We start from the raw sequence: 13,449 nt of genomic DNA, 5'->3' as shown, positions 1-13,449 counted from the left end.
CACTGCTGTTTCCGCATTAAGCCAAGGTGTCAACGATGAGCATCCTCAATGACAACACAGGAATTCCAAAGCCAACCCTGCCCGGCGCCAACCAACACCTAGAAGGTGATACCCGTATCGCGGCCTTTTTCGATCTTGACAAGACCATCTTGGCCACGGCCTCGGCAATGGCGCTGAGCAGCCCGCTGGTTCACGCGGGAGTCATGAGCCGCTGGGATTCCCTACGGGCAACCCTTGTCCAACTTCCCTACCTCTTCACGGGTGCTGATGATGAACGAATGCGCTCGATGATGCATGCCTTGGGGGAGCTCACTCGAGGCTGGGATCCACAGCACGTTGAAAAAATCGTCAATAACGTGACAAATTCAACGATTGCACCTCTGTGTTACAGGGAAGCATTGGCACTGATCGATCACCATCGACTCCTGGGTCACCACGTTGTCATCGCATCTGCCTCACCACTAGAGATCGTTCGCCCCATTGCGCACCTGCTTTCGATCCCCGATGCTTTATCCACGATCGTCGGGCAGGGTCAGGACGGCTTGGCCGACGGAACCATCACCCATTTCAACCACGGGGAAGGAAAAGCCCAGGCCTGCGCAGCTCTAGCCAGCGAGCGCGGCTGGGACTTGAATGAGTCTTTTGCGTACAGCGATTCCATCTCTGACCTGCCGATGCTCGAATTAGTGGGAAACCCAAGGGCAGTGAATCCCGATCGAGCGCTTGCGGCGGTTGCACGCGAGCGCGAATGGCCGACTCTGTCCTTTACGCGAACAGTGCGAATCCGGGGTCGAAAGCGCGCCCGCCTTGCCCGTGCAATGATCCCCATTGCTTTGGCAGGGGGAATAGGCATCGGCTATTGGGCACGCCGCTCAATTCCCAGCTAGTACCGGCATACTTGATATATGTCCAGATTGTCCCTCCCGGTCGGCGCTATCTTGCGTCCAGCGATCTTCGCTGTCATCTTTGCGCCCCTTGCCCTGATCCTCATGGGAATGTCGCTCGCAGATCTTCAGGCGCGAGCTGCGATTGGCGTCCCTTTGGCCTCGGTCGAGGGCATGATCGGCATGGCTTTTTCGGCCATTCTTCTGGCCATGATTTCTATCAACTGTGAGCGCAATTCCATTGGCATGTTTATTGCTGCCGCATGGGCACTTGCCATTGGTTTCTTGCAGACCTTTGGCTACCTCCGGGTCCACTTCCTTGTGGCCTCAAACCTTTCAACCAACGATATTTCCGCCGCACAAACCTGGAATCTCTACCCCATATGCGTAGCTGCAATCCTTTTTGGCGGCGGCGTTGCCTTGGCCCTGACTCATCGCGCACGCGAAAACAGCCCGGATTCCGATCAGCTTGTGTCCTTTCAACGCCACCAGGGTGAGCGAATCGCAGTGGCGGTGGCTTCACTTCCACTGGGAGTTATTGCCGTCGTCCTTCTCGTTCGCTGTGCGCCTGCCGATTCGCTTCCAATGGCTGCCAGCGGACTGCACGCTGTGATTGCACAAACTCCCATGCACACATCGGAGGGCATCGCAGTTGCCGTCATGTTGGGACTTATCACGCTTGTTTCGCGCTGGTCAATGATCGGCCCTCAGGTTGTCGCATGGATGTACATCATCCCCGCCTTCCTTCTGATTCCCGTTGGAACAAGCCTCTCCGGTGCCGTCGTGACCCCCGGAAAATCGATGGGAACCCAGATTTTGATGTCCGCATCGACTATTTCCGCCTACGGAATGATCCTTGCGGCCTCGACCTTGGGAATTTACTGGGCTCGTCGCTACGCTCCCAACGACGCATCAAACTCCGACCAAGTCGCATAATCCAGCGCTTCTCGGCGGGTAATCCCCAAAACTATTCGTTTTCTCGTTATCGTCAGCACGAGAAGAGGAGGTCTCATGTCTGATCAGGAACACAAGGAAGACGTTGACAAGGTGACGGAAGATACCGATCACACCCCTACCGGTGAGGAAACACCACTGACCGGTGAAGAAGTCACCCTTCCCGGTGAGGTATCTGCAGCCGAAGACATCGTCGGTGGCGCATCAGTCACCGAAACCAGTCAGGTTGAACCCGTTCACATGGGTGTCACCCCAACATCCGTGGACGATGCTCTTGCACAGCGTTCGACGTCTGAGCATTCCGAGGCCGAGCCCGAGTCAGCCCAGGAACAAGAGGATGCGCAGAGCGAGGAATCCTCTTCAGACGAGCCCTCGAGCGAAGAAGCCTCGCACGACGATAGCCACGACTCCGCGCACGCTGAGGACACCGTGACCGAGTCTGAGCACACTTCCCACGATGACGTCGATGCTGAGCCGGCCTCGGAAAAGACTGAGGAAACTACTGAGGACAACGCAGAGCCCGAGGATGCATCCCCCGAAGAATCTGAGGAAGCTGCCGACTCCGCACACACCACAACGATCCCGGCTACTTCCGAAGCCGCGGAAGAAGAGCCTGAGGACTCTCCTTCGGTGACCGAGGTTCCCGACGCCCTCTCGCGCCGCACACCTACTCAGCCCGAAACCACCGAGGAACCCGAGGACGAGGTTGAAAGCACCCAGGTTCGTAGGCGTGCATTCATTGCTCCGGCAGCGGAAAGCGCAACGACCGAAGCTTCGTGGAAGCCTCGTGAAGACAGCGGTGAACGTACCGTTCCTCAAGAGACTCCCGAGAGCCTCGACGATGCCCTTTTCGAGGGCGCAACCGTCGTTCCTGAAATGCCTTCTCGCGCGGCTGCTCACTGGAGCTCATTGGCCCTAGGCATCTTTGCTCTGCCTATCACCTGGTACCTCATTGCCGATGCCGGTGCTCGGATGACACTTCCTGAGGGCAATCCGGCAGCAACCGGTGTGATCAACTGGCTTGCTATCACCGAAGTCGCCATCGCATTCGTCGCAGTTATTGCACTATTTGAAGCATTCAAGCGTTCCTCACTGGGTGCATGGATCGGCGGCCTCTGCTTCTTCGCAGCCGGCCTCCCCTGGGTTTTCGCCCCCGGATTTACCTCGGCACACACGGTTTCCGTTCTGCACTTCCTGCAGAATTCCGGTGCCTTGGGCGCTAACCTTGCACACCACCTCCAAGCATCCGGATACTCCGGCCGCCTCCTCTTCCTTGGAATTGCACTGCTTGGCATCGCATCCCTTTCGCATTCGGTTCGTCGCCGCGGACGCAATGAAGAGGCGATGCGCGAGCAAGTAGAGCGCGTCAATCCCGCGGGTGCACACTTCACCGCCCGCGCACGTCGTCGCGCTGAAAAGGCAGCTGGTCTGCGGTGAAACCCGAGGTTTCTCGCGCGGTATTGGAAGCTCCCGGGCCCTGGGTTCACCGTAGGATCTCAGCCTCGGGAGCGTCCTTCCATATCGTCGACGCGGGACCCGAGGATGCCTCTTTTGCTGTTATCCTCCTTCACTCATTCCCAATGACCTGGTGGACGTGGCGGGAGGTTATTCCCGCCTTCACACAGGCCGGTATCCGCACCATCGCAATGGATCTTCGCGGCTTTGGCACCTCCGATCTTGCTCCGGGAGAAGTCGAGCTCACCCAGCTGGCGACGGACGTCGCTGGCGTGGCCTCGGCACTGGGAATTTCTTCCTACACGGTTGTCGGCAACGGAATGGGCGGCGTGGTCGCGTGGATGCTCGGTGCGCTTAAACCCGCGGGCTTGCAGGCGATTGTGCCGGTGTGTGCCCCTCATCCGCTGGGCCTGCACTTCCTGCGTGGTCTTTCTTCCCGAGGCCGAGGCCGCTGGTTCTCAACCCTGCTATCGCGCCGTCCTCGCGTTACCTTCTTTACGTCGCGCTCAGCATGGATCGACCGTTCAATCTCTCAGTGGGCTGCGCCTTTTAACCGCGAGGAAATGCTAGAGAATGCGGAAGTCTACCGCGAGGCTCTTTCCCGTCACATCGCGGTTCGCTCCGCATGGGAGTCACTGCGGGCAACATTTAGGCCCTCATTTAGCTCAAAGAATGTTCTAACGCGGAGCGTGACGGTGCCCGTGCTTTCGATTCAGGCTCGCGATGACGGTTTATGGTCGCACGTTGACTTTGCTGATGACGTCCAGGCAACCAGCGGCGAATTCACCATGCGCGCAGTCGGCGAATGCGGCCATTTCCCACAGGAAGAAAACCCTCAGGCTCTGATCCACGCGATCCTTCCTTTCATTCAGGAATCCGCTCGCTTTGCAGCGGAGAGTCAACTCTAAAGAAACGAATTTGCGCAAACTGTGTGCAAATATGTGATTTAGACCGTTCACCATGCATAATAGTTACGACTATCACACGGTGGCTCTTTTGTGCTGGGCTGCCGTCTTACATGATTAGGACAGCTCAGTAGTCGGCGGCGCATGCTAGCGGCGCTCGCGAATAGAACGGAGTTCCGGCTTTATGTATGGAGATGCAAACTTCATCAACCAAGTCCCGCTCTTCAGTGGACTCGATGAGGCGCAACAGGCATCGCTGCAGCAGAAGATGGGTCAGACAACACTGCGACGCGGCGAAACCCTCTTCGAAGAAGGCGATCTTGGTGACCGTCTGTACATCGTGACCGAAGGCAAAGTAAAGCTGGGCCACACCTCGAATGACGGCCGCGAGTCCCTGCTTGCAGTCCTTGGTCCCGGCGAAATCCTTGGTGAACTGACGCTCTTTGATCCGGGCCCGCGCTCGACCACCGCAACCGCCGTATCTCCCGCAACCCTGCTGCACTTGCTGCACAGCGACCTCATGGAGATCGTCGAAGCGAACCCGACTCTGGCCAAGCACATGCTCCGCGCACTGGCCCAGCGCCTGCGTCGTACGAACGAATCGCTTTCCGATCTGGTCTTCTCCGACGTCCCCGGCCGCGTTGCTAAAGCACTGCTCGATCTTGCAGATCGTTTTGGTACGGCAACCGATAAGGGCATCCACGTTCCTCACGACCTCACTCAGGAAGAACTGGCCCAGCTGGTCGGCGCTTCGCGTGAAACTGTCAACAAGTCCTTGGCGGATTTCGTTTCGCGCGGTTGGATCCGTCTGGAAGGTCGTGCGGTTACGCTGCTTGACGTCGATCGTCTGGCACGCCGCGCACGCTAATCTTTAGCCCAATGCCTTCGGGGCCGAGCAGGTGATAAACCTGCTCGGCCCCGATAGTTTATTGCGAAGAATTGTCCGCAGTATCAGTCTTGCTTCGGACGCTTCAGATATGCGACCAAGCTATCTGAACCAGTCGGTCCTGGAACAACTTGGACGAGCTCCCAGCCATCGGCTCCCCACTGATCGAGGATTGCCTTCGTTGCGTGGGTCAAAAGCGGAATTGTTGCATATTCCCATGTAGTCATAGCGCCATCCTACGGCACTCACGGCAATTAGCCACGTGCAGCAACAGAAAGTGATGCCTCACGTAATGCCTTGGCGTTTGTACGAAGATGTTTCATCGACAAGCTTTGGGGAACTCGCGGTTTGCGCAACTCAACCGCCAGAGGATCTCGAGAGTGCATGAGCCACTCACTCCAGTCAGTCTTCTCTGGATAAACGCGCAAAATCACACGGCGTTCGCGTTCGGTAAGACCTCCCCACACCCCGTAGGACATCTGTGATTGCAAGGCATCTGCAAGGCATTCGAGGCGCACGGGGCATTCCATGCAGCGCATACGAACTTGACGCTGAGCTGCGCCCTGCACAAACAGGGAGTCGGGTTCATCTTCGGCACACAGGGCATACTCAACCCAATCGTGGTTATCAATCATGTGAAACTCCACCCTCTCCATGTGGTCAACATTGACCTCTTCCTCAGAGAGTACACATGAAATTTTCATAAGGGAAATTAGGACGGCTTTGGTCCATAATGTGGCAAAGAGACCGAACGTTGACCTAATCCACCTCTTCCTCTCACTTTCCGAGGCCTCTACACGTATCCTGTACCTATGGCTCAGTCGCATACACGCTTTGTTCGACCCGCACAGCTGGTGGCGCTCTTGCTGTCATTCTTGGCGGCATCAACACTGGTTGGTGTGGTCAGCGCTGGTGTCTTAGTGCCAGCCGTCGGAACCGGTGCAATCACGGCGAAAGCGGGGATGGAGATCTTCGACGAGATCCCCACCGACATCCAAGTTGTCTCTCCCGCAACCGAGTCCACCATGCTCGATACGAACGGCCAAGTGATTGCCCGTTTCTACGATAAGCAGCGCATTGTCATCCCCTCGGACAAAATCGCGCCCATCATGAAGAAGGCAATCGTCGCCATCGAAGACCGACGCTTCTTTGAACACCACGGAGTCGACCCCACGGGCATTGCCCGCGCAATGGTCAACAACCTCGGCGATGACGGCGGGAAACAGGGCGCATCGACCATTACCCAGCAATACGTTCGTAACGCATTGGCCGAAAAGGGCTACATGGAAGGCGATGCTGACCAGGTCGAAGCCGCAACCGAGCAAACCACCGAACGTAAGCTTCGCGAAATCAAGTACGCGCTTGCTGTTGAAAAGCAAATGGATAAGGACCAGATCCTCACTGGCTACTTGAATATCGCGCCTTTCGGTCCCATCACTTATGGCGTTGAGGCTGCCTCTCGGCTCTACTTCTCCAAGTCCGCCAACGAACTGACGATCGGCGAAGCCGCACTCCTAGCCGGCCTCGTCCAGTCCCCCGTTCAGTACAACCCTCTTCAGCACCCCGAGGCCGCGCAGGAGCGCCGTAATACCGTCCTTTCCGTCATGGCTGACCAGGGCGTCATTACCGAGGCCGAAGAAGCCGAAGCAAAGGCCGTGAACGTGAGCGACATGCTTCACCCCACTCAGATTCGAGAGGGTTGTTCGGGTGCTGGCGATGAAAATGCCTACTTCTGTTCCTATGCAGTACGCCAGTTCCTTGCCGATAGCGCATTCGGTAAGACCTCTATTGAGCGTGAGCGTCTTCTTAAGACCGGTGGCCTGACCATCCGTACGACTCTTGATCCGAAGAAGCAGCATGCCGCCTATGAAGCCTTAACGAAGACCATTCCACCCAACGATGCTTCTGGTTTGGACGATGCCTTGGTCTCTCTGGTCCCCCAGACAGGCGAAGTTGTCGCCATGGCCCAAAATACTGTCTACGGCGTGGGTGAAGACGAAACGATGTCGAACTATTCGGCTGATGGTTCATTCCAGGTCGGATCAACCTTCAAGGTCTTTGTCTTGGCCGAATGGTATAAGGAAGGTCGCTCGGGCTATGAAACCATCGATGGGCGAACGAACTTCCCCAATGGCTCCTTCAAGTGTGATGGCGAGCCCGTCCACACTGAAAGCTGGCACGTTGTCGACTTGGCGGGCAAAGACGGTGCTTTCAATGTCATCGGCGCAACCGGTATTTCGGTGAACCACTCCTTCGTCAACATGGCGTCCAAGCTCAACTTCTGCAATATCTTCCAAGTCGCGGCCGATATGGGCATTGATGACGGAAACGGCGAACCAATCTTGGCTGTGCCCGGTAACATCTTGGGCTCCAGTTCTGCTTCACCGCTGAACATGGCACGCGCTTTCGCTACCTTCGTCAACGACGGCAAGATGTGCCAACCCTACTCGATCGCGAAGGTCACCGACCGTCAAGAGAACGTTCTTAAGGAAGGTTCTGCGAACTGCAAGCAGGTCATCGATTCGCAGATCGCCCAAAAGGTCGCAACAACCCTGACGAAGTCGGCAAGCCAGTACTACACGGCTACGCGCTTGTCGGGCGGTCGCCAATTCGCCGCTAAGTCTGGTACAACCGACGACTCAGCAAACACGTGGCTGACCGGATCGACCGCCGAGCTCACCACCGCGACGTGGGTTGGTCACGGCAACGCCTCGACGACCCCGGTTCAAAACGTTCGCATTAACGGACGCTACTACTCGCAAATCTTCGGTGAAACCTTCGTTGGTCAAAACATTTGGGCGCCATATATGAGCACAGCTCTGGAGGGGACACCCAACCAGCCCATGCCCAATGCGAATATCGGAACCCCTCAGGCCGCACCTCGCCAAACTCAAGCTCCTACTCCCAGTGCAGCTCCTGCCCCGCAACAAAATCCGCAGGGCCAGCAACAACCCGGAGACAACGATGATGATGACGATGGGGATGAGTAAGAAATGACTTCACATCGACTCGTCAAGCACGCATTCCGCGGCGCAGCCGCCCTTGCTCTGGGTGGTACCGCGGCTCTTGCCTGGGGAAGTGTCGAGCGGCGTCGACCTGTCCTTCGCCACTACGACGTCCCGCTTTCGACACTGTCAACGCCCATGCTGCGCAGTCATCACCGAATGGCGAAGGTCCTTCATTTCTCCGATCTGCACCTTTTCGCAGGCCAAGAATTTCTTCTCGATTTCCTGCAAGAGATTCGCGATACCGAGCAATTCGACTACGTGATCTCTACCGGAGATAACTTCGGTAGTCCCGATGCACTGGAAATGGTGATCCAAGCTCACGAAATTTTCGCCGATTTCCCCGGAGCCTTCGTTTTCGGTTCAAACGACTACTACTCGCCAAAGCCCAAGAGCTGGACTCGCTACCTTCGGCCTCGCGAATCAGGAAAGATCGAGCGCGCGGTGGACCTGCCGTGGACCGAACTTGCCGCACACCTGCGCGCGATGGGCTGGGCGGATTTGTCGAATTCTTCGGCACTTGTGGAGCCTTACCAGACTGAGACCACGACCGACGTCGACGAGTTCAGCTACGCACCTGCTCCTCTTGCTCTGCTGGGTGTCGATGATCCGCACATTAACCGTGACTCCATCACTGGGCTATCGCAAAGTTGGCTATCCTCTGGAGCTATTCGCATGGGTGTGACCCACGCACCCTACACGCGCGTGCTCGACTCAATGACCCACTTGGGTGCAGAAGTGATCCTTGCAGGCCACACTCACGGTGGTCAGATTGGGCTCCCTGGTGTGACCTCCCTGGTAACCAATTGCGATCTTCCCCGCGAGTTTGGCAAGGGATTGCACGTATGGGAGACCAGTGCCAGCGAGAATGCATGGCTGCACGTTTCCGCGGGCTTGGGTACATCCCCTTACGCTCGAGTGCGTATCGCCACCCGCCCCGAGGCCTCGATCTTGACAATTCACGACTGAACACTGGAAACGGACAATACCCCAGACCTTGGCGTACAAAATTTTGCGCACCGGCTTTGGACGGCTATACTCAAACGGTCACGGGGTGTGGCGCAGCTTGGTAGCGCGCTTCGTTCGGGACGAAGAGGCCGTGGGTTCAAATCCCGCCACCCCGACGTGATTCCCGCAGCATCGTTTGGTGCTGCGGGTTTTTTCTACCCGTTACACAATCCCATCTTCCGCATCGTCGCGCGCATCAGTTTGATACGGCTGATAGCGTGACGTTATGAACGCTTCTCGACCCGCTCATTCTCGACCCTTCCTGGTGGCCGTGTGCCGACCAGACGGCATTCTTGCGCGAGACGAACTGGCGTCGATGAAGGCAATCGGTCAGCTCAGTGACAGCGATCTTCACCCACTTCCATTAGTTGATGCCGCTTCACCGCACCCGGCCAGCGATATCGACTTAGACCAGTATTCGGGTGTCATCATTACCGGCTCTCCTTTCGGTTTCGAGCACCCGCATGAGCAAAAGACTCCCGAGCACCTACGCGTTGAAGAACGAATCGATGCCTTAACATCCATCCTTCTGGAGCGCGATTTCCCGACTTTCGGCATCTGTTTTGGCTTGCAATCCCTGGCTCGAACCTCGGGAGCACCCATCGTTGAGGGCTTCTCTGAGGATCTCCAGGCCCCCGAAATTTCTTTAACCGAGGCCGGACTTGCCGACCCCCTGACCGGCACGCTTCCACCAAAATTCCACGCCTACACCGGCCACGCCGATGCAATTGGATCTATTCCACAGGGAGCCGAACTTCTGGCGACCGGAACTCGCTGCCACGTCCAGATCCTCCGCTGGGGAAAGAACATCTATGGCACACAATTTCACCCGGAAATTACGCGAGAAGGGATGCATCTACGCATTGAGACCTATGGTGACACCTACTATCCTGCAGAAGAGAAACCCGCGGTAGTTGCGCGCTGCGACGCTGCGAATACTCAACCCGCCCACGACCTATTGGCATCCTTTATCCACCGCTACCAACAAGCCTGAGCAGGGGGAGCTATGGCCATCTCGTTCGCACAATCTGAACGTTCAACACTCGGTGTTGAGTGGGAACTCCAGCTCATCGATATCGACTCTGAAGACCTCCGTCAATGCGCACAGGCAATCATCACTCAAGTCTGCGCGCAATATCCGGGAAATACGCTTGTTCACGGTGAAATGCTGCGCAATACAGTGGAGTTAGTTTCTCGCAAACAGACTCGTGTCCGCGATGCCATTGCCGATCTCAATGAGGGCCTAGAGATGCTTGAGCCGATCACATCGGCACTTCGCGTCGACCTCACAAGCGCTGGCTCTCACCCATTTGCCAACCCTGCTCATCAGCGAGTTTCAGACTCAAAACGCTATGCCGAATTAGTCAATCGCACCCAGTTCTGGGGTCGCCAAATGCTGATTTTTGGCACGCATGTTCACGTCGGGATTGAGGAGCGCGCTAAGGTCCTCCCTCTTCTTGCCTTCCTCTCCACTCAGCTCGGGCGAATCCAAGCGCTGACGGCCTCGTCACCCTATTGGGCGGGAACGGACACGGGCTACTGCGACAATCGCGCGATGGTTTTCCAGCAGCTTCCCACTGCGGGTGTCCCTCAGCTGTTTACCCGCTGGGAGGAATTGGAACACTACACTCGCGACATGATGCACACCGGCATCATTTCGAATTTCGATGAGATCCGTTGGGATATTCGGCCCTCGCCCAGGCTTGGCACACTGGAAGTGCGCGTCTGCGATTCTTCCAGCAACGCGGCAGAGATTGGAGCGATCGCCGCACTTATTCACTGCTTGGTTGAATACGGTTCACGAGCTCTTGATCGAGGCGAAGAACTTCCAACCATCTCGCCGTGGTTCTTGGCTGAAAACAAGTGGCGTGCGGCGCGTTACGGGATGGACGCGATTTTGATTGAAGACATTCACGGCAATGAGCGTCACATCGACGAACTGCTGGATGAAATGATTGAAAAACTGCGCCCTGTTGCTGAGGACCTTGATTGCGCAGAAGAGTTGGATTTCATTTCAACGATGCGCAGCATTGGTGTGGGTTATCAGCGTCAGAAGGCGGTTGCCGATGCCTGCGGCAGTCTCGAGGCCGTCGTTTCGCACCTGCGCGCCGAAACTCGCGCCGGCCGTCCGCTTGATCCTCGGGTGACTATCGAGGCATTTTCGGAAGGTGCGCACACACCTCGTTCGGGGAACCACAACTAGGAGCGTCTTAGGTGTTCCGGCACTGCTGGGCATCCGAAAATTATGGTGGGTGTAAAAGCCCGACTGCAGCGTGCCAGACATACAAATGGGGCGACGCATGCGATCTTCGCTGCGTCGCCCCACAAGTTTCAGGCCGGTACCATTCCGACGCGAAAGTAGAACTGTGATGCTGGCGGGTACTTCCTCAGCGCTCGTTCAGCCCTGCTTGCCGAAACGGCGGAAGAACATGGCCAATAGTGCACCGGAAAGGTTGTGCCACACCGAGAAGACAGCGCCAGGAAGGGCCGCCTCGGGGCTGAAGTACTTCGTTGCCAAGCCGGCTGCCAGACCCGAGTTCTGCATACCAACTTCAATTGCGGTCGTGCGAGCTGCACGGTAATCGCCGCCTGAGATACGGCCTGCGAAGTATCCGAAGAAGTAGCCCAGCAGGTTGTGGAGGATGACCACGACGAAGACGATGAGTGCGGATTCCATGATCTTGTCGGCGGACTTACCAACGACTGCTGCCAGCACGTAGGAGATGCCAAGGACAGAGATCCAGGGAAGTGCCGGGAGGATCTTTTCAACGTAGCGGCCAGCAAGCATACGGACAACGATGCCTGCGATGACGGGGATCAGAACGATCTGGACGATCGCGAGAGCCATAGCCTTTGCATCAACAGGCATGTACTGACCGGCCAGCCACTTGGTGAGAAGGGGGGTCATGAGGGGTGCCAGAAGGGTGGAGATCGAGGTCATGGTAACCGAGAGCGCAACGTCGCCCTTTGCCAGGTAAGAGATGACATTCGAGGCGGTTCCACCCGGGGCGCACCCGACCAGGATGACGCCGGCTGCGATTGCCGGATCAAGGTGAAGCAGCTTGGCCAGGAGGAAAGCAACTCCTGGCATGATCACATACTGTGCGATAACACCGACAATGACGGGCAGGGGACGCTTCACGACAAGTGCAAAGTCGGGAAGGGTCAGGGTCAGGCCCATGCCGAACATGATGATGCCCAGGCCAATATTCACACCCGAGGTGAGCTTTGCTGCCTGGGTCGGGAAAATCAGACCAAGAGCGAATGCTGCGATAATAATGAGTGGGAATACGGTGACCGCGATGCGTGCAGAGCGGTCTTCCTGAGAGAGCTCGGGCTTTGAAGCAACCGAGGATGGAGCATGTTCTTCGCGTGTATCGTTTGTTGACATACCTATAACTATTGCGCTGTTGCCCCACTTCAGAAAAAGTACGTCTCAGTGAATGGGATGTCGGTGAGCGCCGGCACAGAATTCGCGGTTTTCTTAGGTTTGCCTTAGTGAATAGGGGCACTACACTGTTGCCCATGGCTCAAAGAGGATCACGGATGCGCTCACTTATTCGCCGAGGATGGCTCTCAAATGAGCACGGCGCGTGGGTAATGACTGCCCTCCCCATCGCTGTCGGAATCTGCACCCTGAAACCTCAGCCCATTCAGTTCCTTTTACTTGCCGCGTGGACAGCGGCCTACTGCAGCTATCACGCACTCACCCTGTACATGGCCGCCGCACCTCAACGCCGCAAAACCTACCTACCGGCGATGGCGACCTGGGCAGCAATCGCGGCCGTATGCGGGATCCCAGTCATCATTCTTCACCCGCGTCCTGTCGCGCGAATCCTAATCCCCGTAACCATCTTCTGCGCAATTGCAACATTCGAGGCCTGGAGAAAGCGCCGCCGCTCACTCCCCTCACACATTGCCAGCGTTTTGGCCAGTTCATGCACCTATCCGCTGTCAGTGTGGGTTATTGCTGAGGACTATTCACCACTCAAACTCTGGTGTGCGGCGGCGGCGATTGCGGCATACATGCTGGGTGCCACTCTCTACGTCAGATCGTTAATCCGAGGCGCCGGGGACACACGGATGTTCGTCGTCTGTATTGCCTGGCACCTAGCGACACTCGTGGCAGGCCTTGTCGGCGTTGTGACCCACGTGGTTCCGCTCTGGTCGTTGATCGCTTTTACTGTGCTTTCTGCGCGAGCGATCATTGTTCCCGCATTACAAAATTCGTCACGGATCAAACTTCGCCCCGCGGTCATTGGGATCGGCGAATATCTGGCCTGCGTTTTGATGTTTAGCGCAGTTATGGCGATCGTCGCATAGTTCTTTGCTCAGCGATAAGTGATAATTAA

At 56.8% G+C, this 13,449-nt stretch carries 13 protein-coding genes and 1 tRNA gene; 11 read left to right on the top strand and 3 right to left on the bottom strand.

What is annotated here, in order from left to right:
• The first annotated feature begins 35 nt into the window (after positions 1-35).
• The 5 genes from ADG72_RS04740 to ADG72_RS04720 all read left to right on the top strand — a co-directional run bounded on the left by ADG72_RS04740 (position 36) and on the right by ADG72_RS04720 (position 5,066).
• Entirely contained in the window at positions 36-887 is an 852-nt protein-coding gene (locus ADG72_RS04740) for an HAD family hydrolase (protein ID WP_080978656.1), read from the top strand.
• 18 nt (positions 888-905) lie between these two features.
• On the top strand, positions 906-1,820 hold the full coding sequence (locus ADG72_RS04735; protein WP_048712700.1) for a hypothetical protein: 915 nt from the start codon (positions 906-908) through the stop codon (positions 1,818-1,820).
• Between the two features lie 75 nt (positions 1,821-1,895).
• Positions 1,896-3,275: a hypothetical protein gene (locus ADG72_RS04730; RefSeq protein WP_048712698.1), complete on the top strand. Its 1,380-nt coding sequence runs from the start codon at positions 1,896-1,898 to the stop codon at positions 3,273-3,275.
• Positions 3,272-4,201, top strand: coding sequence for an alpha/beta fold hydrolase (locus ADG72_RS04725; protein ID WP_048712695.1), 930 nt, complete (start codon positions 3,272-3,274; stop codon positions 4,199-4,201). Before ADG72_RS04730 ends, ADG72_RS04725 begins: the two co-directional genes overlap by 4 nt.
• A gap of 181 nt (positions 4,202-4,382) precedes the next feature.
• The gene (locus ADG72_RS04720) at positions 4,383-5,066 is read left to right on the top strand and encodes a Crp/Fnr family transcriptional regulator (RefSeq protein ID WP_009748215.1); all 684 of its coding nucleotides are present in this window, start codon (positions 4,383-4,385) and stop codon (positions 5,064-5,066) included.
• Between the two features lie 83 nt (positions 5,067-5,149).
• Here ADG72_RS04720 and ADG72_RS08630 read toward each other — a convergent pair whose 3' ends face one another.
• Entirely contained in the window at positions 5,150-5,311 is a 162-nt protein-coding gene (locus ADG72_RS08630) for a DUF4177 domain-containing protein (protein WP_009748214.1), read from the bottom strand.
• A gap of 27 nt (positions 5,312-5,338) precedes the next feature.
• Entirely contained in the window at positions 5,339-5,719 is a 381-nt protein-coding gene (locus ADG72_RS04715; protein WP_019126742.1) for a WhiB family transcriptional regulator, read from the bottom strand.
• Positions 5,720-5,896: 177 nt separating this feature from the next.
• Between ADG72_RS04715 and ADG72_RS04710 the strand changes: the two genes are divergently transcribed.
• The 5 genes from ADG72_RS04710 (at position 5,897) to ADG72_RS04690 (ending at position 11,300) form a co-directional block, all read left to right on the top strand.
• Positions 5,897-8,074, top strand: coding sequence for a transglycosylase domain-containing protein (locus tag ADG72_RS04710; RefSeq protein WP_048712692.1), 2,178 nt, complete (start codon positions 5,897-5,899; stop codon positions 8,072-8,074).
• A gap of 3 nt (positions 8,075-8,077) precedes the next feature.
• A complete protein-coding gene (locus ADG72_RS04705; RefSeq protein ID WP_048712690.1) occupies positions 8,078-9,058 on the top strand; it encodes a metallophosphoesterase in 981 nt (326 codons plus the stop codon).
• An 81-nt stretch (positions 9,059-9,139) separates the two neighbouring features.
• Positions 9,140-9,213 (top strand) — tRNA-Pro (locus ADG72_RS04700).
• A gap of 110 nt (positions 9,214-9,323) precedes the next feature.
• Positions 9,324-10,091 carry a glutamine amidotransferase-related protein gene (locus ADG72_RS04695; RefSeq protein WP_048712688.1) on the top strand — a complete coding sequence of 256 codons (768 nt, stop codon included), beginning with the start codon at positions 9,324-9,326 and terminating at the stop codon, positions 10,089-10,091.
• 12 nt (positions 10,092-10,103) lie between these two features.
• Complete coding sequence (locus tag ADG72_RS04690; RefSeq protein ID WP_048712686.1) at positions 10,104-11,300, top strand: glutamate--cysteine ligase; 1,197 nt, start codon at positions 10,104-10,106, stop codon at positions 11,298-11,300.
• Between the two features lie 195 nt (positions 11,301-11,495).
• On the opposite strand, the gene ADG72_RS04685 is transcribed toward ADG72_RS04690, so the two are convergent.
• Entirely contained in the window at positions 11,496-12,488 is a 993-nt protein-coding gene (locus ADG72_RS04685; RefSeq protein ID WP_048712682.1) for a bile acid:sodium symporter family protein, read from the bottom strand.
• A 134-nt stretch (positions 12,489-12,622) separates the two neighbouring features.
• Here ADG72_RS04685 and ADG72_RS04680 point away from each other — a divergent pair, with 134 nt between their 5' ends.
• A complete protein-coding gene (locus tag ADG72_RS04680; RefSeq protein ID WP_239667660.1) occupies positions 12,623-13,420 on the top strand; it encodes a YwiC-like family protein in 798 nt (265 codons plus the stop codon).
• Positions 13,421-13,449: the final 29 nt, after the last annotated feature.

Source organism: Trueperella pyogenes (assembly GCF_001070855.1).
GTDB classification, from domain to species: Bacteria; Actinomycetota; Actinomycetes; order Actinomycetales; family Actinomycetaceae; genus Pauljensenia; species Pauljensenia pyogenes_A.
The sequence above is the reverse complement of the archived record's forward strand: the minus strand, read 5'-3'. Positions and strand labels throughout refer to the sequence as shown.